A 19623-nucleotide genomic window follows, 5' to 3' on the forward strand; every position below is an offset into this window, starting at 1 on the left:
GAAAAGTAATGGCACGATTTTTCATCGACCGCCCCATCTTTGCCTGGGTGGTGGCGATCGTCATCATGCTGGCGGGCGTGCTGGCGATACACGGGCTGCCCGTTTCGCAGTACCCAAGCATCGCGCCGCCTTCCATTTCCATCACCGGTTCCTATCCGGGCGCATCGGCCCGCACGGTGGAAGACGCGGTCACCCAGGTGATCGAGCAGAAGATGAAGGGCATCGACGGTTTGCGCTACATGTCCTCGTCGAGCGACGCCACGGGCGGCATCAGCATCACGCTGACCTTCCAGAACGGCACCAGCCCCGACATCGCGCAGGTGCAGGTGCAGAACAAGCTGCAGCTGGCCACGCCGCTGCTGCCGGCCGCCGTCACCCAGCAGGGCCTGGTGGTATCCAAGTCCACCAAGAACTTCCTGATGGTGCTGGGCTTTATTTCCGAGGACGGCAGCATGAAGCAGGCCGACCTGGGCGACTACGTGGCCGCCAACGTGATCGATCCGCTGAGCCGGGTGCAGGGCGTGGGCGACGTGACGCTGTTCGGCTCCCAGTACGCGATGCGCATCTGGCTCGACCCGGCCAAGCTGCAAAGCTACCAGCTGACGCCGGCCGACGTGAGCGCGGCCATCACGGCGCAGAACACGGAAGTGTCGGCCGGTGAGCTGGGCGGCGCGCCCGCCATGCCGGGCCAGCAGCTGAACGCCACCGTGACGGCGCAAAGCCGCCTGCAGACGCCGGAGCAGTTCGGCGCCATCCTGCTCAAGACTGCCGCCAGCGGCGCCACCGTGCGCCTGCGCGACGTGGCCCGCATGGAACTGGGCAGCGAGAGCTACAACACCGTGGCCCGCTACAACGGCCATGCCGCCACCGGCGTGGCGATCAAGCTGGCCACGGGCGCCAACGCGCTCGACACGGCCGCCGCCGTCAAGCACAAGATCGACGTGATGGGCAAGCAATTCCCGGCCGGGATGAAGGCCGTGGTGGCCTACGACACCACGCCCTTCGTCACGCTGTCGATCGAGGAAGTGGTCAAGACGCTGGCCGAGGCCATCGTGCTGGTGTTCCTCGTCATGTACCTGTTCCTGCAGAACGTGCGCGCCACGCTAATCCCCACCATGGCCGTGCCGGTGGTGTTGCTGGGGACTTTCGGCGTGCTGTCCGCGCTGGGCTACTCGATCAATACGCTGACCATGTTCGCCATGGTGCTGGCCATCGGCCTGCTGGTGGATGATGCCATCGTGGTGGTGGAGAACGTGGAACGGGTAATGACGGAAGAGGGACTGTCGCCGAAAGAGGCGACCCGCAAGTCCATGGGGCAGATCACGGGCGCCCTGGTGGGCATTGCCCTGGTGCTGTCGGCCGTGTTCGTGCCCATGGCCTTCTTTGGCGGCTCCACCGGCGTGATCTACCGCCAGTTTGCCGTCACCATCGTATCGGCCATGGTGCTGTCGGTGGTGGTGGCCATGGTGTTCACGCCGGCCCTGTGCGCGACTTTCCTCAAGCCTGTGGCCAAGGGACACCACGCCATCAATACCGGCTTCTTCGGCTGGTTCAACCGCAGCTTCGAGCGTGGCAGCAGCCGCTATCAGGGCTGGGTCGGCGCCATCCTGCGCCGCGGCGGCCGTTCGATGGCGCTGTATGGCGTGCTGCTGGTGGTGCTGGCGCTGGCCTTCATGCGCCTGCCTACCTCCTTCCTGCCGGCGGAAGACCAGGGCGTGCTGTTCGCCCAGGTGCAGCTGCCCACCGGCGCCACCCAGCAGCGCACGCTGAAGGTGATCGAGCAGGTCGAGCAGCACTTCATGGTCGATGAAAAGGATGCCGTGCAGTCGATCTTCACGGTGGCCGGCTTCAGCTTCGGCGGCAACGGCCAGAACACGGGTATCGCTTTCGTGCGCCTGAAGGACTGGGAAGAGCGCAAGGGCGCCGCCCTGCGCGCGCCGGCTGTGGTGGGCCGCGCGATGGGCGCCTTCTCCCGCATCAAGGACGCGATGGTGTTCGCCTTCGCGCCGCCGGCCGTGCTGGAGCTGGGTAACGCCAGCGGCTTCGACCTGCAGCTGCAGGATCAGGGCGGCGTGGGCCACGATGCCCTGATGGCGGCCCGCAACCAGTTGCTGGGCATGGCGGCCAAGAATCCGCTGCTGGTGGGCGTGCGTCCCAACGGCCAGGAAGATACGCCGCAGTACAAGATCACGATCGACCAGCAGCAGGCCACCGCGCTGGGCCTGGCCATCGCCGATGTCAACAAGGTACTCAGCACGGCCTGGGGCGGCTCCTACGTGAACGACTTCGTCGACCGTGGCCGCGTCAAGAAGGTGTACATGCAAGGCCAGGCCGATGCGCGCATGGCGCCGGAAGACCTGGGCAAGTGGTTCGTGCGTAACGCCGCCGGCGAGATGGTGCCGTTTTCCGCCTTCGCCAGCGGGCGCTGGATCTACGCCTCGCCGCGCCTGGAACGCTACAACGGCATGCCGTCCGTCGAAGTGCTGGGCATGCCGGCGCCGGGCCAGAGTTCGGGCGTGGCCATGGCCGAGATGGAAAAGATGGCGGCCCAGCTGCCGCCCGGCATAGGCATCGAGTGGACCGGCCTGTCGACCGAGGAGCGCGACTCCGGCGCCCAGACCCCGGCCCTGTACTCGATTTCGATCCTGATCGTGTTCCTGTGCCTGGCCGCGCTGTATGAAAGCTGGTCGGTGCCGTTCTCGGTGCTGCTGGTGGTGCCGCTGGGCGTGATCGGCGCCGTGCTGGGCACATGGGCCTTCCATCTGTCGAACGACGTGTACTTCCAGGTCGGCCTGCTGACCGTGGTAGGCCTGGCGGCCAAGAACGCGATCCTGATCGTGGAATTCGCCAAGGAGCTGCAGGAGCAGGGCGTGCCGCTGCACCAGGCCACGCTGCAGGCGGTGCGTTTGCGCCTGCGCCCCATCCTGATGACGTCGATCGCCTTCGGCCTGGGCGTGTTGCCGCTGGCCGTGGCCAGCGGTGCCGGCTCGGGCAGCCAGAACGCCATCGGCGTGGGCGTGCTGGGCGGGATGCTGTCGGCCACCTTCCTCGGCATCTTCTTCGTGCCGCTGTTCTTCGTGCTGGTGCGCGGCCTGTTCGCCGCCCGGCACGGGGCAGCGGCTCCAACCGCAGTTGCGGAGCAAAGCAAATGAACAAGACATTGATTTCCATCGCCGCGGCGATCCTGCTGTCCGGCTGCAGCCTGGCGCCCGTGTACCAGCAGCCGCCGGCGCCGGTGGCGCAAGCCTGGCCGTCCGGCGACGCCTACAAACCGGCGCCTGTGTCGCCCGATGCGCAGGCTGCAGCCGACATCGCCTGGCGCGACTACTTCACTGACGTACGACTGCGCCAGGTGATCGGGCTGGCGCTGGCCAACAACCGCGACCTGCGGGTGGCGGCCCTCAATATCGAGAAGGCTCGCGCCCAGTACGGTGTGACCAGCGCGGCGCAGCTACCGTCCGTGTCGGCCTCGGTAAGCCAGAACGCCTCGCGCACGCCGGCCAACATGCGGCCCGACGGCGAGGCCGCCATCGGCCGCCAGTACAGCGGCGGCCTGGCCGTGTCGTCGTATGAACTGGACTTTTTCGGCAAGGTGCGCAACCTGTCCGAAGCGGGGCTGCAAAGCTACCTGGGCACGGAGGAGGCGCGGCGCGCCGCCCAAATCAGCCTGGTGGCGGAAGTGGCCAACAGCTACCTGACGCTGGTCGCCGACCAGCAGCGCCTGGCGCTGGCTGCCGATACGCTCAAGAGCCAGCAGATCAGCTTTGAACTGAGCCAGCGTCGCTTTGCCGCCGGCGCCACGTCCGGCGTCGACATGTACGAGGCGCAAAGCAGCGTGGAAGCGGCCCGCAACGACATGGCCGTCTACACGGCGCAGGTGGCGCAGGACCGCAACGCGCTGACGCTGCTGGTGGGCAGCGCCGTGCCGGACGCCTTGCTGCCGCAAGGCGAACTGGAGGCCGTGACGCAGACGGCCAGCCTGCCTGCCGGCCTGCCGTCCGACGTGCTGCAGCGCCGGCCCGACGTGCTGCAGGCGGAGCGCGCGCTGCGCGCCGCCAACGCCAACATCGGCGCGGCGCGCGCGGCCTTCTTCCCCAGCATTTCGCTGACGGCGACGGCCGGCAGCGCCAGCGGCGACCTGGCGGGCCTGTTCAAGGGCGGCTCGTCCGCCTGGAGCTTCTTGCCGCAGATCCGATTGCCGATCTTCGACGGCGGCGCCAACCGCGCCAATCTCGATATCGCCAAGGCGGACCGCGACATCGCCGTGGCGAAGTACGACAAGGCGATCCAGAGCGCCTTCCGCGAAGTGGCCGACGCGCTGGCCGTGCGCGGCACGCTGGATGAACGGCTGGCGTCGCAGCAGGCCCTGGCCGAAGCGTCGGACAAGAGCTTCCGCATCCACGAGGCGCGCTACCGCAAGGGCGCCGAGTCCTACCTGAACGCGCTGGTGTCGCAACGCGCGCTGTACGCGGCCCAGCAAAGCCTGATCACGGCGCGCCTGGCCAAGGCCGGCAACGCCGTCACGCTGTACAAGGTGCTGGGCGGCGGCTGGCAGGAAGAGGGCAAGGTGGCGGCGGCCGCCAGCACGGCGCAGTGAAATTGACAAACGCCGCCGCCTTGTCCACAGTATCGGTTGGATCAGACATTACGGAAGTACCCATGCGCATCACCGAAAAACGACACGCCGACCCGGAACGGGCGCTGAGCCGCCGCAGGCAGGTGCTCGACGCGGCGGCCACCTGTTTCAGCCGCAGCGGTTTTCACGGCGCCAGCATGGCCGAGATCTCGAAGGCGGCGGGCATGAGCGCCGGCCATATCTACAACTACTTCGACGGCAAGGACGCCATCATCGCCGCCTTTGTACAAGAAGAGGTCGAGCGCGTCGCGCTGCTGTTGCGCGACCTGGAGCAGAAGGACGATCCGCTCCAGGCCATCGTCGACGAGATCGACACTTCCGTCAACGAGCATATGGCGCCGGAATTCTGGACGCTCAAGCTGGAAATCTTCGCCGAGGCGTCGCGCAATCCCAAGGTGGCGGCCGTGCTGGTGCATGCCGACCTGTGCATGCGCCAGCAGTTCCGCGCCATCGTCAAGGCTGGCCGCGAGCGGCACGGCCTGGCGGTGGATGACGCCACGCTAGACGGGCGCCTGGAGGCGACGATCTCCCTGTTCCAGGGGCTGCCGCTGCGGGCGCTCCATCATCCGGGCCTGGACAAGGATGCGCTCACGCGCGCCTACCGCGTCGCCCTGGGTGCGTTGCTGCTGTCCTGATCAATCCGCATTCCGATTCCAACGCCAGCAAGGAGGCTGCATGACATCCTACGTATTCCCCGCCCACGAGATCGTCGGCCTGCCGGTGGCAGGCACCGAACAGCGCTTCCCCGTGCGGCGCGTCTACTGCGTCGGCCGCAACTACGCCGCGCATGCGCGCGAGATGGGTTTCGACCCCGAGCGCGAGCCGCCGTTCTTCTTCTGCAAGCCGAACGACGCGCAGGCCGTGGTGCCGGTCGCGCCGGGGCAGGTGCTGGAATTGCCGTATCCGCCGGCCACGGCCAACCTGCACTACGAGTGCGAGCTGGTGGTGGCGCTGGGCAGCGGCGGCCGCAACATCGCCGTGGAGGACGCGGCACGCCATATCTTCGGTTACGCCGTGGGCCTGGACATGACACGGCGCGACCTGCAGTTCAAGATGCGCGACGCCGGCCGGCCCTGGGAAATCGGCAAGGCCTTCGATTTTTCGGCGCCGGTGGGCACGCTGGTGCGCGCGGACGAAGCGGGTGACATCGGCCACGCGGCCATCACGCTGGACGTGGACGGCGTGCGCAAGCAGGCCGCCACCATCGCGCACCTGATCTGGTCCGTCAGCGAAACGATCGCCAATCTGTCCACGCTGTTTGCGCTGGAAGCGGGCGACCTGATCTTCACCGGCACGCCCGAAGGCGTGGGTGCCGTGGTGCGCGGGCAGATGCTGGCAGGGCGGGTGGAAGGCTTGCCGGAACTGGCCGTCAAGCTAGTTTGAGCGGGCCCGGCCAATAATATCCGACAAAAATGTAAGGTTTATTGCCGAAATATGCCAGGCAAGTGTGACAAAAGGCTAAACGGGCTGCTATAATTCTCACCTCGTCGGGGCGTAGCGCAGCCTGGTAGCGTACTTGCATGGGGTGCAAGGGGTCGGAAGTTCGAATCTTCTCGCCCCGACCAATAGATTCAACGAAAAAGGCCAGTCTTCGGACTGGCTTTTTTCGTTTTTGTTGATTCTAGTTGCCAACATACTTACCAGTTGACGTATGCTGGGGAGTCTCAATGGCGAATTATGCATGCCGGTACTCGTGCAATTCGTTTATCAGCTTGGCTCATGCCGTGCTTTCAAAGAATGTCGGCTACACTAGCAGTCGGCTATTGCTTTCACTAGCCGAGCGCGAATATGATAGATTTGATGGAACTCCGAAGGGAGGCCGAAATGTCAGCTGTAGAATTCCGAAAACTCATGGCGTTTGGACGCCATGTCGATCAAGAGTTTGGGGGCGAGCCACGCGATCTCGAACTGCTTGGTGAGATTGAGAAGACCGTCGCCAAGATGGAAATCCAAACAGCAAAGTTCCATGGGATGGCCTTGATGGCTGAACGTTTCGTGGAACAAATGCAAAGAAGCATGCCAGCAGAAACTGAGCATCTCGATAAATTAGCTGCTATGTTCGAGAAGACACGCAATGTGGTCGGTGAATTTTATGCTCTCAATGTCGAAAAGCGTCAAAATGCGATAGATGATGACCGGCTGACCGCTGACGACTGCGTAGTTGATTGCTACGACTCACTGCTCGAAATTCTCGCTACGCTGCACAACAGCCTGAATTCGATAGTCTGGCTCATCGGCGAACACATCGCCGAGGCTGACGTAGTGGTTGACGGTGAGTTCAGTAACCCGGATGACCTGTTTGCTGCGATGGGTGTCTAATTGCAGCGCCGCCAGCGGATCATGACGATCGAGCGCAATTCTCGCTTCGATCAGGATTTTAAGCGGCTGCCCCTAGACATCCAGAACGCGGCCAAAGAAGCCATCCGGGATCTGATGAGGGACCCGATTCCAGCCACCAGAAGGCTCCACCCTCTGACAGGATTCAAAAATCCGAAGGTCTATACGATAGACGTCTTCTCGAACCATTCATATAAGATTTCTTTCGAGATAGATGGACCCAAGGCCATTCTACGCCGTATCCATACCCACAAGACCATCGACTCCGCTCCTTAGTCACTCTCTCGAATGCTCGTCTGGTGTGGTGCGAAGCTGGTTTCAGCATCTAGCTCCCGCTGGCCTTTACCGTTAACGCTGGGCCAGCTCGACGACGACCCGTTCGAGCGCCGTTGTTCCAGCCCATTCAACCGCGTTGGGATCGCTCTTAATGTCGATATATGCGTCATTGAGGCCACGGGTCATTTCGGCAAAGCCAGCCAGGGCAGCGCTTGAGAATCGGGCATTCGCCAGCGCTTTGGGCCACTCCACTTCCGGCAGGACGGCCACCTCGACAGGCTTCGCGAGCGTGGCTGAGATAATGGCGGCGACATCATTCGGAGCGTAGTCCTGGGGCCCCGAGAGCGTGACGACGCGGGTCCCCGTCCGTGCCTCCTGCAGCAAAGCTGCCGCGGCGCTGCCGACGTCGACAGTCGCCACCATCGGCAGCGGACGCTGTGGTGGCGCGAGGAACGTCGGTAGCGTGCCGCTGCGCACGGCCTGTCCGACCATCGGCAGCCAGTTCTCCATGAAATAGGCCGCACGCAGGAAGGTGGTGGAGACACCGGATTCGCCCAAGCGCTGTTCGAACATGCGGTTCATCCTGATCCATCCCGTTCCGCTTTCACGGTCGGCGCCCACCGAGGACAGTGCCACCAGCCTGGGCACGTCCGCCGCAACCGCCGCGCGCGCCGTGATAGTGGCGATCAAGTCAGCCACCTCGAACAGGTCTTCACGATGGTACTGCTGCGGGCTGACGACATAGGCGCCCTGGGCCCGACTGAGCGCCTGGACCATCGAGGCCAGGTCGGTCAGGTCGGCCACGGCAACCTCTGCGCCACGGTCGGCCCACGGTCGGCCATGGTCCGGGTCGCGCACGACGACGCGCACCGGTTGGCCGGCGCGCAAGAGCGCATCGGCGGCAGCGGCGCCGGTACGGCCGGTTACGCCGAGTACAACGTAAGGCAGGGGGAGGGAAACGGTCATTTGGGAATCTCCTTTTCAGTTGAAACCGAATGGTGCATGATGGTTCGATATTCCCCAATGACATAGAAGTCATAGCCAACATGCATCAAGTGGATTTATCTGCGCTCGACCTCAACCTGTTAAAACTGTTCGATGCACTCGTTCGTGAGCGCAGCGTCACCCAGGCGGGCCTGCGCCTGGGCTTGAGCCAGCCGGCCGCCAGCCGCGCGCTGGGGCGACTGCGCACGATGCTGGGTGACCGGCTGCTGGTGCGCGGCAAGCTCGGCCTGGAACTGACGCCCCGCGGGGAAGCGCTGGCAGGCCCGGTGGCCAAGCTGCTGGACGATGTGCGAGGCATCGTCTCGCCCGCCGTCTTCGATCCCGCCTCGGCAACGGGTCGCATCGCGATCGCCGCACACGACCACCTGAGCCTGGTGGTCCTGGCTGGTTTGATGGCCCGCTTCGAGCGCCATGCGCCCGCGCTCAGTCTCCATGTCGCGCAACCTGCCGGCGACAATGTGCGGCTTATCGAGCAGGGAGGCGCGGATCTGGCACTGGGCATTTTCAACACGCTGCCCGGCAGTTTCCACCGGCGCGGCCTTTACAACGACAGCTTCGTGTGTGTGGTGCGGTCAGATCATCCCGTTGTGGCGGATGGACTCAGTCTGGAGCGTTACGTGAGCTTGCGTCACGTTGCCGTGACCATTTCCGGGGTGGGAGAGAGTGCCGTCGATGTCGCGCTCTCGGCACTGGGGCTCACGCGCCGCGTCGCGCTGCGCGTTCCCCACTTTCTTGCCGGTGCGATGTTGGTGGCGGACAGCGACATGATACTCACCTTGCCCAGCCGTTTGGCGCGCCTGCTCGCGAAGCGGCTTTCGCTGGCGCTGCTGGATCTGCCGCTGCAGCTAGCGCCCTTGTCGCCAGCCATGATCTGGCACGAGCGCTTCCACCGCGACCCTGCCCATGTCTGGGTCAGGCAGCAGCTGGTCGATGTGGCAGCGTCGTTCAATACGAGCCAAGTGATGGCGAATAGTGACACATAGTCACGAATATTGACGCGCAACGGGCTGCGCGGGCCCTGCCCGTTCCGAAAGGAGCAGATTTTCATTGATGTGCCACAATCGAATGCATACAATTGGTGTAATCGAATGATTACAGTGGCAGACATGAAGACCATATCGAACACTGGAAAATTTACGAAATGGATGGCGAGCCTCATCGGCAAGGACCAAACCACGGCGGCAATCGTTGCGCAGCGGATTGAGCGATTGAAAAAAGGGCAAGGTGATATCGAACCGGTTGGTGAAGGCGTCAGTGAGCTCAAGATTCACATAGGACCAGGATATCGCATCTACTTTGGCGAATTGGGCGGCATCGTGATCGTCATACTCGCTGGCGGAACGAAAAATCGTCAACAAGCCGATATTGATGAAGCCAAATTGATGTTCGGTGAAATCAGGAAGCGATTTTCCACCCAGCAGGCGGCTAAAGCTTCTGCGGCGCCAAATGCAAAAACCGCTTCCAAGCGACGGAAGTGAGGTTCGTCGGAAGTCGTTTAAACAGGCGACCCGGCACACATCCGTGGAGCGATAGCGGAGTAGTCAAGGAGTTTCAAATGTCTGACCATAACATTACGAAGGCCGATCTTGATGGGCTGGGTCTGGAGGTATTTGACCCGGCGCAATACATCGGTAGCGACGAGGCCGCTGCCGCCTATATCAACGAAGCATTAGCGGCAAATGATGCGGCGCTGCTGGCATCCGCAATTGGTGACGTTGCGCGCGCACGTGGCATGACCGAGATTGCGAAAAGCGCCGGCATCACCCGCGAAGCGTTATACAAGGCACTACGACTGAATAGCCAACCGCGCATGGAAACCATAGCTCGAGTTCTCGGGGCATTGAAATTGCGCCTGGTAGTTGAGCCGATTGTCGAGCCGGAGCCTGTGGAGGCCGGGGCCGCAAGGCCTCTGGCACGAAAGGCCGCACCAAAATCGGCGGCAAAGTTAGCGGCAACTCCGGCAAAGCGAATTCTGAAAGGTGAGCTCGCCCCGACAAAGGCTCTCGCGGTGGCCGTGGCAAGGGCACAGAAGGGTGCGGAGTCTAAAGTGGAATCTGCCAAAGCACCTGCGAAACAAGCAACAGGGAAAAAGGCATCGAGAGAGCGAGTTCCCGCCCGCTCCCGGCGCGCGCTAGCTTGAATTCGATTCGATAGTCTTGCCAAGCCAGAACCAGCTCAATTGAGCTGATCATTGCGCTCGCGGGGCCGCGTTGGCGGCATCGTTGGGTTGCTTTGAACGAACTGGCGCGTAACGATATGGAGTAAAGTATCCGCCTTGGGCCCGGGGCCGCCGCGGGCCCCCCCCCCCGGCGAAGCGATCAATTATTCGGGCTAGACGATGAAGAAACTTCTGTTGCTTCTATGCATATGCGTCTCGTTGGCGTCGACTTCCGTCTGCTCTTGGGCGCGCGACCTTAACATCGTCTTCATCCCCAAGGCCCGCGACCAGGACTTCTGGACCTTCATGCGCCAGGGTGTCGACCTGGCCGTGCGCGAGGCGGGCAATGTCAATCTGACCTGGCGCGGACCTGCCAATAACGACGATACCGATTCCCAGATCCAGATTCTCGGCGTGTACACCAAGCCGGGTGTGGACGCCATCATCATCGTCCCGACCGACCGCGTGCGCCTGGTGGAGCCGGTGAAGAAGGCGGCGGCGCTGGGCATCAAGATCGTCGTGGTCGATTCCGCGCTGGCCGACAAGACCCCGGTCAACTTCATTAGCACGGACAACCATGCCGCCGGCCGGCTGGCGGCAGAACGGCTGGCCGGGCAGCTCGCGGGGCCCGCCACGGTGGCGGTGTTGCGCACGGTGGCGGGCAGCGCCTCCACCGACGATCGTGCCGAAGGCTTCCTCGAATACCTCAAGAAATACGCGCCGCGCATTCGCGTCGTCGCCGACGAGTATGGGGGAGGCACGCGCGGCAAGGCTTACCACAAGGCGCTGGCGATGCTGGAACAGCTGCCCGACGTCGACGGCATCTTCGCCGTGAACGAATCGTCCAGCGACGGCATGCTGCGCGCGCTGCGGCAGGCCGGCCTGGCCGGCAAGAAGAAGTTCGTCGGCTTCGATACGACGGAATACCTGCTGGATGGTTTGAAGAAGGGCGAAATCAATAGCCTCATCATCCAGAACCCCCGCCAGATGGGCTACCTGGGCATGAAGGCCGCCATCGCGGCGGCGCAGGGCGCGGCTGTCAAGGATACGGCCATCTTTACGGAAGCCGTGGCGGTCACGCTGGAGAACCTGGACAAGCCGGAAATCCGCAGCCTGCTGGTGCCTTAAGTCTTGCGCATCCGGCCGGCCTGGCGCAGGGCAGGATGGCCGGCCTGCGTTTCAAGCGGCGCGGCAGCGGCGCGGCAGCAGCGCTCACAGCGTCTCGCGCACGTAGCTGATCCCCACCTCGTCGTAAATCTCGTAGATCACGGCCAGCATGCTAAGCAGCTCTTCCGAGCGGTCCAGCTTGCGCACGCTGAACATCACGGGCGAGATGGCGTGGCGGTCCGAGATGTCGCGGTAGACCACGTCGTCGCGCCGCATGCCCTTCACGCTTTCCGGCACCACGGCCACGCCCTGGCCGGCCGCCACCAGGCCGATGGCGATCTGCAGTTCGCGCACCTCCATGATCTTGTACGGCGCGATGGAACGCTCCGTCAGCACGGCCAGCACCTGGTCGGCAAAGCTGGGGCGCGGCGTCTTGGGGTAGACGATTACGCACTCCATCTGCAGGTCCAGCAGCTTGACGGGATCGGTGGAACTGGCCAGTGGATGGTTCGAAGGCAGAGCCACGATCAGCCTTTCCTCGCGCAGCACGATGCGGCGGATGTTGGGGTCTTCGCTCTTGACGCGGCCGAAGCCGACGTCGATCACGCCATCCTTCAGGGCCTGGATCTGCTGCATGGTGGTCAGTTCGTGGAACGTCACCTCGACGTTGGCATTACGCTCGCGGAAGCGGCGCACGATCTGCGGCAGCAGGCCATACAGCGTGGAGGCGACAAAGCCGATCGACAACGTGCGCTCGATCTTGCCCACCCGCTGGGTCATGGTTTTCAGCTCGGCCGCCTTGGCCAGCAGTTCCTGCGCGTGCGCATGGAAGAAGTGGCCCGCTTCCGTCAGGCGCAGCGGGCGCGATCCCTTTTCGATCAGGTCCACCCCCAGTTCCTCCTCCAGCAACTGGATCTGCCGGCTCAGCGGAGGCTGGGCGATGAACAGCCGCTTGGCGGCACGCGTGAAGTTCTTCTCGTCCGCGACGGCGACGAAATAGCGCAGGTGACGTAATTCCACATTATACCTTTTGAGTATGGAAACAATACTAACTCAGTGTTGGACGGTCCGGTTTGCGTGGCATATCGTGTATCCATTGCGACCCATTATACAAATTAAATATGATCACGAACATAGAAGTCATCCTGGCAGAGGTCCCGACGATCCGTCCGCACCGCCTGTCCGTGGCGACCATGCATACCCAGACCCTGGTGCTGGTGCGGGTGCGCTGTGCCGACGGGATCGAAGGCTGGGGCGAGGCGACCACCATCGGCGGCCTCAATTACGGCGAAGAGAGCCCGGACAGCATCAAGGTCAATATCGACACCCACATCGCGCCGCTGCTGGTCGGCATGGAGGCGAGCCAGGTGGCGAAAGCGATGGCCAAGATCCGCAAGGTCATCCAGGGCAACCGCTTCGCCAAGTGCGCCATCGAGACGGCGCTGCTCGATGCGCAGGCCCGCCGCCTGGGCGTGCCGCTGAGCGAACTGCTGGGCGGCCGGGTGCGTGACGCGCTGCCCGTGGCCTGGACCCTGGCCAGCGGCGACACGGCCAAGGACATCGCGGAAGCGGAACAGATGCTGGAACTGCGCCGCCACAACATCTTCAAGCTCAAGATCGGCAGCCGGCCCGTGGCCGACGACGTGGCCCACGTGCTGGCCATCAAGAAGGCGCTGGGCGACGCGGTCAGCGTGCGGGTGGACGTGAACCAGGCATGGTCCGAACTGGACGCGGTGCGCGGTATCGCGGCGCTGGAGGCGGGCGGCATCGATTTGATCGAGCAGCCCGTGCGGGCCGAACACACGGCCGCCATGGCGCGCCTGGCGCAGCGCTTCTCGGTGGCCCTGATGGCCGACGAGGCCCTGCATGGCCCGCTCGACGCGCTGGCCTTTGCCCGCAACGACGGCACCGACGTCTTCGCCGTCAAGATCACCCAGTCCGGCGGCCTGGTGCCGGCCGCGCAAGTGGCGGCGGTGGCGCAGCTGGCCGGCATCGGCCTGTATGGCGGCACGATGCTCGAAGGCGGCATCGGCACGGCCGCCTCGGCCCAGCTGTTTGCCACCTTCGGCGAGCTGGCCTTCGGCACCGAGTTGTTCGGCCCCTTGCTGCTGACGCAGGAAGTGCTGCGCACGCCGCTGGTCTACCAGGACTTCATGCTGCAGGTGCCCACCGGTCCAGGCCTGGGCGTGGAACCGGACATGGACAAGTTGCGCGACCTGCGCCGCCGCTGATCGCGCATCGAAAAACGGAAAAGAGGAGACGACGATGTTATTCCACGTACGCATGGATGTGAACCTGCCGCCGGCCATGCCGCCCGCCCAGGCCGATGAATTGAAGAAGACCGAGCGCGAACTGGCCCAGAGCCTGCAGCGCAGCGGCCAGTGGCGCCACCTGTGGCGTATCGCCGGCCAGTACGCCAACGTCAGCATCTTCGACGTGGCCGGCGTGGACGAGCTGCACGCGCTGCTCACGTCCCTGCCGCTGTTCCCGTATATGCAGATCCAGATCATGCCGCTGTGCCGCCACCCCTCGTCGGTGCGCGACGGCGACGCCTGAACCCAACACCCCACCCAACTGAAGGAGACTAGCATGACCCATAACGACATCGATACCCTGGTTAAGGGCTGGATCAGCGATACCGCCACCGGCCCCGTGAACCCGCGCGTGCAGCAGGTTGTGCTGCGCCTGGTGGGCGACCTGTGCAAGGCGATCGAGGATCTCGACATCCAGCCCAGCGAATTCTGGAAGGGCCTGGAATACATGAGCGAAGCGGGCGCCCGCAATGAACTGGGACTGCTGGCGCCGGGCCTGGGCCTGGAGCGCTTCCTCGACATCCGCGCCGACGAAGCGGAAGCGAAGGCCGGCCTGACGGGCGGTACCCCGCGCACCATCGAAGGCCCGCTGTACGTGGCCGGCGCCCCCGAAAGCAAGGGCTACGCCCGCCTGGACGATGGCACCGAGAGCGAAGGCGCCGAAGTGCTGTTCATGCAAGGCACGGTGCGCAACCAGGACGGCCAGCCGCTGCCGGGCGCCAAGGTCGAAGTGTGGCACTGCAACCTGCTGGGCAACTACTCCTTCTTCGACAAGACGCAATCGCACTTCAACCTGCGCCGCACCATCATCGCCGATGGCGAAGGCCGCTACCAGCTGCGCAGCATCCTGCCGGTCGGCTATTCCTGCCCGCCGCAAGGCACCACCCAGCGCCTGCTGGACCAGCTGGGCCGCCATGGCCACCGTCCGGCCCACATCCACTTCTTCGTCAGCGCCGACGGCCAGCGCAAGCTGACCACCCAGATCAACATCGACGGCGACAAATACCTGTGGGACGATTTCGCCTTCGCCAGCCGCGAAGGCCTGGTGCCGCCGGTGCGCCACGTGACCGAGCCGGCCGCCATCGCCGCCAAGGGCCTGCAGGCGCCGTACGCCGAGATCGACTTCGACTTCCAGCTGTACGCCGAAACGCCAGTGGCCCCCGCCGCCGTGGTGGAGCGCGTGCGCGCCGCAGCCTGAGGGAGAGATAAATCATGATCCCCATTCATCCCGCCGCCGCACCCAGGCTGGAAAGCCTGGACGGCTTCCTGGTCGAGGACAAGGAGCGCGGCGACTATCGCCTGCACCGCCGCGCCTTTACCGACCCGGCCCTGTTCGAACTGGAGATGAAGCACATCTTCGAAGGCAACTGGATCTACCTGGCCCATGAAAGCCAGATCCCGCAGAACAACGACTACTACAGCACCCACATCGGGCGCCAGCCGGTGTTCATCGCGCGCAACCGCCAGGGCGAACTCAATGCCTTCATCAACGCCTGCACCCACCGCGGCGCGCAGCTGTGCCGCCACAAACGCGGCAACAAGGCGACCTACACCTGCCCGTTCCACGGCTGGACCTTCAACAACAGCGGCAAGCTGCTGAAGGTGAAGGATCCGGAAGACGCCGGCTACCCGGACTGCTTTAACAAGGAAGGCTCGCACGACCTGAAAAAGGTGGCGCGTTTTGACAGCTACAAGGGCTTCCTGTTCGGCAGCCTCAATCCGGACGTGGCGCCGCTGGCCGAATTCCTGGGCGAGGCAGGCAAGATCATCGACATGATCGTCAACCAGTCGCCGGACGGGCTGGAAGTGCTGCGCGGTTCGTCAACCTACACCTTCGACGGCAACTGGAAGCTGCAGGCCGAGAACGGCGCCGACGGCTACCACGTGTCGGCCGTGCACTGGAACTACGCGGCCACCACCAACCGCCGCAAGGACGAAGCCGAAACGCGCCCGGACAATATCCGCGCCATGGATGCGGGCAAGTGGGGCAAGCAGGGCGGCGGCTTCTACGCCTTCGAGCATGGCCACCTGCTGCTGTGGACCCAGTGGGCCAATCCGCAGGACAGGCCCAACTTCCCGCGCCGCGAGGAATACGCGCAGCGCTTCGGCGGCGCCACGGCCGACTGGATGATAGGCCGCTCGCGCAACCTGTGCCTGTATCCCAACGTGTACCTGATGGACCAGTTCGGGTCCCAGATCCGCCTGCTGCGCCCGATCTCGGTCGACAAGACGGAAGTGACGATCTACTGCATCGCGCCCAAGGGCGAGCCGGACGAGGCCCGTGCCCGCCGCATCCGCCAGTATGAGGACTTCTTCAACGTCAGCGGCATGGCCACGCCGGACGACCTGGAAGAATTCCGGGCCTGCCAGCAGGGCTATATGGGCAGCGCGCTGGAATGGAACGACATGTGCCGCGGCAGCGAGCACTGGATAGACGGCGCCGATGCGGCCGCCCGAGAAATCGGCCTGAAGCCGGTGATGAGCGGCGTGAAGACGGAGGACGAAGGCCTGTACACCATCCAGCACCGCTACTGGCTGGAAGTGATGCAGCGCGCCGTGCGCAGCGAGGGGGAGCAGGCATGAAGACCGTCGCCATGACCGATATCTGCGCCTTCCTGTACCGCGAATCGCGCCTGCTGGACGACCAGCAGTGGGATGACTGGCTGGAATGCTACCACCCGCAGGTCCAGTACTGGATGCCGTCGTGGGACGACGACGGCCAGCTGATCGGCGATCCGCAGCGCGAGATTTCGCTGATCTTCTATCCGACCCGCCAGGGCCTGGAAGACCGTGTGTTCCGCATCAAGACCGAGCGTTCGAGCGCCACCATCCCGGACACGCGCACCAGCCACAACATCTCCAACGTGGAGATCGAGCGGCAGGACGGGGCGCGGGTGACTGTGCGCTTCAACTGGCACACGCTGAGCCACCGCTACCAGACCGACTTCAGCCACTTCGGCATGATGCGCTACGAGATCGACTTCTCGGGCGAGCAGCCGTTGATCACCAATAAGTACGTGGTGCTGAAGAACGACTACATCCACCAGGTGATCGATATCTACCACCTGTAGATACGCACCGCACGCCGCATCCGCTTTACCGCAACAGAACCAGGAGACAGACGATGAGCTACCGCATCGCACTGCAGTTTGAAGACGGGGTGACCCGCTTCATTTCGTGCAACGACAACGAAAAGCTGGCCGACGCCGCATATCGCCAGAAGGTCAATATTCCGCTCGATTGCCGCGACGGCGCCTGCGGCACTTGCCGCGGGCTGTGCGAGTCGGGCAGCTACGACATGCCCGAGTCGAGCTACATCGAGGACGCGCTGACGCCGGAAGACGCAGCCCGGCGCCACGTGCTGGCCTGCCAGATGAAACCCACCTCGGACTGCGTGGTGCGCATCCCCGCCACGTCGGCGGCCTGCAAGACGGGCGTGTCCCGTTACGCCGGCAGCCTGGCGCAGGTCAAGCGGCTGTCCGATACGACGCTGGGCTTTTCGATCGAACTGGAAGAGGGCGCCGATGTGGGCTTCCTGTCCGGCCAGTACGTCAATGTCGAAGTGCCCGGTACGGCGCTCACGCGCTCCTATTCGTTCAGCTCCGCGCCAGGTGCGCGCCGCTACGACTTCGTGGTGCGCAACGTGCCGCAGGGCCGCATGAGCACCTTCCTGGCGCACGATGCGCAGGTCGGACAGCCGATCTCGTTCTCCGGACCGTACGGCAGCTTCTACCTGCGCGAAGTGCAGCGCCCCTTGCTGCTGCTGGCTGGCGGCACGGGCATCGCGCCCTTCCTGTCGATGCTGCAGGTGCTGGCGGCCAGCGGCTTCCGCCAGCCGGTGCGCATGGTGTTCGGCGTGACCAACGACGTGGACCTGGTTGCGCTCGACCACCTGGAGCGCATCGCGGCCAGCCATCCGCAGTTCAGCTACCGCACGGTGGTCGCTTCCGTCGACAGCCCGCATCCGCGCAAGGGCTATGTGACCCAGCATGTCGATCAGGCGTGGCTCAACGACGGCGACGTCGATCTCTACCTGTGCGGCCCGGTGCCCATGGTGGATGCGGTGCGGCGCTGGCTGGCCGAATGCGGTGTGAGCCCAGCCAATTTCTATTTCGAGAAGTTCTCGGCCAGCAGCGAGGTGGCAGCATGAGTGCACGGCGTTTTGAAGGACAGGTTGTCATCGTCACGGGCGCGGCCCAGGGTATAGGCCGCGGTGTGGCTCTGGCGCTGGCGGAGGAGGGCGCGCAACTGGTGCTGGCCGACCGCTCGCAGCTGGTGGAAGAAGTGGCAGCCGAAGTGCAGGCCCTGGGCGCGCTGGCGCTGGTGGCCAGGGTGGACCTGGAAACCTGGGCCGGCGCCGAACAGCTGGTGGCGGCCGCATTGTCCGCCTACGGCCGGGTCGATGTGCTGATCAATAACGTGGGCGGCACCATCTGGGCCCAGCCCTACCAGGAATATACGCCCGAGCAGATCGAGGCCGAAATCCGGCGCTCGCTGTTCCCCACGTTGTGGTGCTGCCGCGCCGTGCTGCCGGACATGGTGGCGCGCCAGCAGGGCGTGATCGTCAACGTATCGTCGATCGCCACCCGCAGCATCTACCGCATTCCGTACGCGGCCTCCAAGGGGGGCGTCAACGCCATGACGGCCAGCCTGGCGATGGAGCATGCGCAGGACGGCATCCGCGTCAACGCGGTGGCCACCGGCGGTACGGAAGCGCCGCCGCGCCGCATCCCGCGCAACGAGAAGCCGCTCAGCGCGCAGGAGCAGGTCTGGTATCAGGGCATCATCGACCAGACCGTGGCCAGCAGCCTGATGCACCGTTACGGCTCCATCGACGAGCAAGTGCGCGCCATCCTGTTCCTCGCCTCGAGCGAAGCGTCCTACATCACCGGCACCGTGCTGCCGGTCGGTGGCGGCGACCAGGGTTAATCCAATATCCGTACCGGGAGCCAGTTCATGCCAGTCGTTCGCATCAAAGACACCGAGATCCATTTTGAAACCGAGGGCGATGCCCGCCTGCCGGCGCTGATGTTCTCCAACTCGCTCGGCACGGACTGGCGCATGTGGCAGCCGCAGGCCGACAGCCTGCGCGGCCAGTTCCGCGTGATCCGTTACGACACGCGCGGCCACGGCCAGTCCACCGCGCCGGCCGGCCCCTACAGCCTGGCGCAGCTGGGGCAGGATGCGGTGGCGCTGCTCGACCATCTCGACATCGAGCGCGCCCACTTCTGCGGCATTTCGATGGGCGGCGCCACGGCGCAGTGGCTGGGCATCCACGCGCCGCAGCGGCTGCGCAAGCTGGTGATCGCCAATTCGGCGGCGCGCATCGGCACCGAGGCCGGCTGGCGCGAGCGCGCCGCGCTGGCGCGCAGGGAAGGGCTGGACGGCATTGCCGACGGTGCGCCGGGGCGCTGGTTCACGCCGGCGTTCGCGGCGGTCGAACCGCTGGCGGTGGCGGCGCTGGCGGCCACGCTGCGCGCCGGCAGTGCGGAAGGCTATGCGGCCTGCTGCGAGGCGCTGGCCGTGGCCGATCTGCGCGCGCAATTGTCTTCGATTGCCGTGCCCACGCTGATCATTGCCGGCGCTGCCGATCCGGTAACGACGGTGGCCGACGCGCAGGCCATGCGGGAGCTGATCCCGGGCGCTGAGCTGGTGACGCTGGAGGCATCGCATATTTCCAACATCGAAGCGGCGCAGGCGTTCAGCCAGGCCTTGTCCCGCTTCCTCGCCGGCTGAGAGGCGCACGACGTAGGACTGGCAGCGGCACGCGCCGCCGCCAACGGACCGCCACC

19 protein-coding genes and 1 tRNA gene are annotated in these 19623 nt (G+C 64.6%); 18 read left to right on the top strand and 2 right to left on the bottom strand.

The genetic code is table 11. The annotated features are described in order from the left end of the window. The first annotated feature begins 8 nt into the window (after positions 1-8). From AC3WOS_RS13480 to AC3WOS_RS13505, 6 genes are all read left to right on the top strand, one after another. Positions 9-3152, top strand: coding sequence for an efflux RND transporter permease subunit (locus AC3WOS_RS13480; RefSeq protein WP_492716494.1), 3144 nt, complete (start codon positions 9-11; stop codon positions 3150-3152). Beyond that, entirely contained in the window at positions 3149-4597 is a 1449-nt protein-coding gene (locus AC3WOS_RS13485; protein WP_492716495.1) for an efflux transporter outer membrane subunit, read from the top strand. Before AC3WOS_RS13480 ends, AC3WOS_RS13485 begins: the two co-directional genes overlap by 4 nt. Before the next feature lie 62 nt (positions 4598-4659). Further along, a complete protein-coding gene (locus AC3WOS_RS13490; protein ID WP_492716497.1) occupies positions 4660-5271 on the top strand; it encodes a TetR/AcrR family transcriptional regulator in 612 nt (203 codons plus the stop codon). Positions 5272-5311: 40 nt separating this feature from the next. After that, a complete protein-coding gene (locus tag AC3WOS_RS13495; RefSeq protein ID WP_492716499.1) occupies positions 5312-6019 on the top strand; it encodes a fumarylacetoacetate hydrolase family protein in 708 nt (235 codons plus the stop codon). Positions 6020-6124: 105 nt separating this feature from the next. Next, positions 6125-6201: transfer RNA gene (locus AC3WOS_RS13500), tRNA-Pro, on the top strand. Positions 6202-6460: 259 nt separating this feature from the next. Continuing rightward, entirely contained in the window at positions 6461-6955 is a 495-nt protein-coding gene (locus tag AC3WOS_RS13505) for a hypothetical protein (RefSeq protein ID WP_492716501.1), read from the top strand. 366 nt (positions 6956-7321) lie between these two features. On the opposite strand, the gene AC3WOS_RS13510 is transcribed toward AC3WOS_RS13505, so the two are convergent. Beyond that, positions 7322-8215: an NmrA family NAD(P)-binding protein gene (locus AC3WOS_RS13510; protein ID WP_492716503.1), complete on the bottom strand. Its 894-nt coding sequence runs from the start codon at positions 8213-8215 to the stop codon at positions 7322-7324. 29 nt (positions 8216-8244) lie between these two features. On the opposite strand from AC3WOS_RS13510, the gene AC3WOS_RS13515 reads away from it, so the two are divergent. The 4 genes from AC3WOS_RS13515 to AC3WOS_RS13530 all read left to right on the top strand — a co-directional run bounded on the left by AC3WOS_RS13515 (position 8245) and on the right by AC3WOS_RS13530 (position 11540). Further along, positions 8245-9237 carry a LysR family transcriptional regulator gene (locus AC3WOS_RS13515; RefSeq protein WP_492716505.1) on the top strand — a complete coding sequence of 331 codons (993 nt, stop codon included), beginning with the start codon at positions 8245-8247 and terminating at the stop codon, positions 9235-9237. A gap of 123 nt (positions 9238-9360) precedes the next feature. Then, on the top strand, positions 9361-9732 hold the full coding sequence (locus tag AC3WOS_RS13520) for a type II toxin-antitoxin system RelE/ParE family toxin (RefSeq protein ID WP_492716507.1): 372 nt from the start codon (positions 9361-9363) through the stop codon (positions 9730-9732). Positions 9733-9809: 77 nt separating this feature from the next. After that, positions 9810-10394 (top strand): addiction module antidote protein, encoded by a 585-nt coding sequence (locus AC3WOS_RS13525; RefSeq protein WP_492716509.1) that lies wholly within the window; start codon positions 9810-9812, stop codon positions 10392-10394. A 237-nt stretch (positions 10395-10631) separates the two neighbouring features. Further along, a complete protein-coding gene (locus AC3WOS_RS13530; RefSeq protein WP_492716510.1) occupies positions 10632-11540 on the top strand; it encodes an ABC transporter substrate-binding protein in 909 nt (302 codons plus the stop codon). A gap of 84 nt (positions 11541-11624) precedes the next feature. On the opposite strand, the gene AC3WOS_RS13535 is transcribed toward AC3WOS_RS13530, so the two are convergent. After that, positions 11625-12539 (bottom strand): LysR family transcriptional regulator, encoded by a 915-nt coding sequence (locus AC3WOS_RS13535; protein ID WP_492716511.1) that lies wholly within the window; start codon positions 12537-12539, stop codon positions 11625-11627. A gap of 101 nt (positions 12540-12640) precedes the next feature. Here AC3WOS_RS13535 and AC3WOS_RS13540 point away from each other — a divergent pair, with 101 nt between their 5' ends. From AC3WOS_RS13540 to pcaD, 8 genes are read left to right on the top strand one after another with little or no spacing between them, the layout of a single operon-like run. Next, positions 12641-13750, top strand: a complete 1110-nt coding sequence (locus AC3WOS_RS13540) for a muconate/chloromuconate family cycloisomerase (RefSeq protein WP_492716512.1) — start codon at positions 12641-12643, stop codon at positions 13748-13750. 34 nt (positions 13751-13784) lie between these two features. Then, positions 13785-14075 (top strand): muconolactone Delta-isomerase, encoded by a 291-nt coding sequence (gene catC / locus AC3WOS_RS13545; protein ID WP_492716513.1) that lies wholly within the window; start codon positions 13785-13787, stop codon positions 14073-14075. A gap of 33 nt (positions 14076-14108) precedes the next feature. After that, positions 14109-15029, top strand: coding sequence for a catechol 1,2-dioxygenase (gene catA, locus AC3WOS_RS13550; RefSeq protein WP_492716514.1), 921 nt, complete (start codon positions 14109-14111; stop codon positions 15027-15029). 14 nt (positions 15030-15043) lie between these two features. After that, positions 15044-16414 carry a benzoate 1,2-dioxygenase large subunit gene (gene benA / locus AC3WOS_RS13555; RefSeq protein WP_492716515.1) on the top strand — a complete coding sequence of 457 codons (1371 nt, stop codon included), beginning with the start codon at positions 15044-15046 and terminating at the stop codon, positions 16412-16414. Next, positions 16411-16902, top strand: coding sequence for a benzoate 1,2-dioxygenase small subunit (gene benB / locus AC3WOS_RS13560; protein WP_492716516.1), 492 nt, complete (start codon positions 16411-16413; stop codon positions 16900-16902). The genes benA and benB overlap by 4 nt, the downstream gene beginning before the upstream one ends. A 53-nt stretch (positions 16903-16955) precedes the next feature. Continuing rightward, on the top strand, positions 16956-17981 hold the full coding sequence (gene benC / locus AC3WOS_RS13565) for a benzoate 1,2-dioxygenase electron transfer component BenC (RefSeq protein ID WP_492716517.1): 1026 nt from the start codon (positions 16956-16958) through the stop codon (positions 17979-17981). Beyond that, the gene (gene benD, locus AC3WOS_RS13570) at positions 17978-18760 is read left to right on the top strand and encodes a benzoate diol dehydrogenase BenD (protein ID WP_492716518.1); all 783 of its coding nucleotides are present in this window, start codon (positions 17978-17980) and stop codon (positions 18758-18760) included. The genes benC and benD overlap by 4 nt, the downstream gene beginning before the upstream one ends. A 27-nt stretch (positions 18761-18787) precedes the next feature. Continuing rightward, entirely contained in the window at positions 18788-19567 is a 780-nt protein-coding gene (pcaD, locus tag AC3WOS_RS13575; RefSeq protein WP_492716519.1) for a 3-oxoadipate enol-lactonase, read from the top strand. Positions 19568-19623: the final 56 nt, after the last annotated feature.

Source organism: Rugamonas sp. FW305-51, assembly GCF_058786935.1.

Bases quoted from the DNA above. Each gene is read 5' to 3' on its own strand.
- AC3WOS_RS13525 (WP_492716509.1), top strand. From the start codon at position 9,810: ATGTCTGACCATAACATTACGAAGGCCGATCTTGATGGGCTGGGTCTG.
- AC3WOS_RS13480 (WP_492716494.1), top strand. From the start codon at position 9: ATGGCACGATTTTTCATCGACCGCCCCATCTTTGCCTGGGTGGTGGCG.
- AC3WOS_RS13515 (WP_492716505.1), top strand. From the start codon at position 8,245: ATGGTGCATGATGGTTCGATATTCCCCAATGACATAGAAGTCATAGCC.
- AC3WOS_RS13490 (WP_492716497.1), top strand. From the start codon at position 4,660: ATGCGCATCACCGAAAAACGACACGCCGACCCGGAACGGGCGCTGAGC.
- AC3WOS_RS13505 (WP_492716501.1), top strand. From the start codon at position 6,461: ATGTCAGCTGTAGAATTCCGAAAACTCATGGCGTTTGGACGCCATGTC.
- benA (WP_492716515.1), top strand. From the start codon at position 15,044: ATGATCCCCATTCATCCCGCCGCCGCACCCAGGCTGGAAAGCCTGGAC.
- benD (WP_492716518.1), top strand. From the start codon at position 17,978: ATGAGTGCACGGCGTTTTGAAGGACAGGTTGTCATCGTCACGGGCGCG.
- benC (WP_492716517.1), top strand. From the start codon at position 16,956: ATGAGCTACCGCATCGCACTGCAGTTTGAAGACGGGGTGACCCGCTTC.
- AC3WOS_RS13485 (WP_492716495.1), top strand. From the start codon at position 3,149: ATGAACAAGACATTGATTTCCATCGCCGCGGCGATCCTGCTGTCCGGC.
- catC (WP_492716513.1), top strand. From the start codon at position 13,785: ATGTTATTCCACGTACGCATGGATGTGAACCTGCCGCCGGCCATGCCG.
- benB (WP_492716516.1), top strand. From the start codon at position 16,411: ATGAAGACCGTCGCCATGACCGATATCTGCGCCTTCCTGTACCGCGAA.
- AC3WOS_RS13520 (WP_492716507.1), top strand. From the start codon at position 9,361: ATGAAGACCATATCGAACACTGGAAAATTTACGAAATGGATGGCGAGC.
- pcaD (WP_492716519.1), top strand. From the start codon at position 18,788: ATGCCAGTCGTTCGCATCAAAGACACCGAGATCCATTTTGAAACCGAG.
- AC3WOS_RS13495 (WP_492716499.1), top strand. From the start codon at position 5,312: ATGACATCCTACGTATTCCCCGCCCACGAGATCGTCGGCCTGCCGGTG.
- AC3WOS_RS13510 (WP_492716503.1), bottom strand. From the start codon at position 8,215: ATGACCGTTTCCCTCCCCCTGCCTTACGTTGTACTCGGCGTAACCGGC.
- AC3WOS_RS13540 (WP_492716512.1), top strand. From the start codon at position 12,641: ATGATCACGAACATAGAAGTCATCCTGGCAGAGGTCCCGACGATCCGT.
- catA (WP_492716514.1), top strand. From the start codon at position 14,109: ATGACCCATAACGACATCGATACCCTGGTTAAGGGCTGGATCAGCGAT.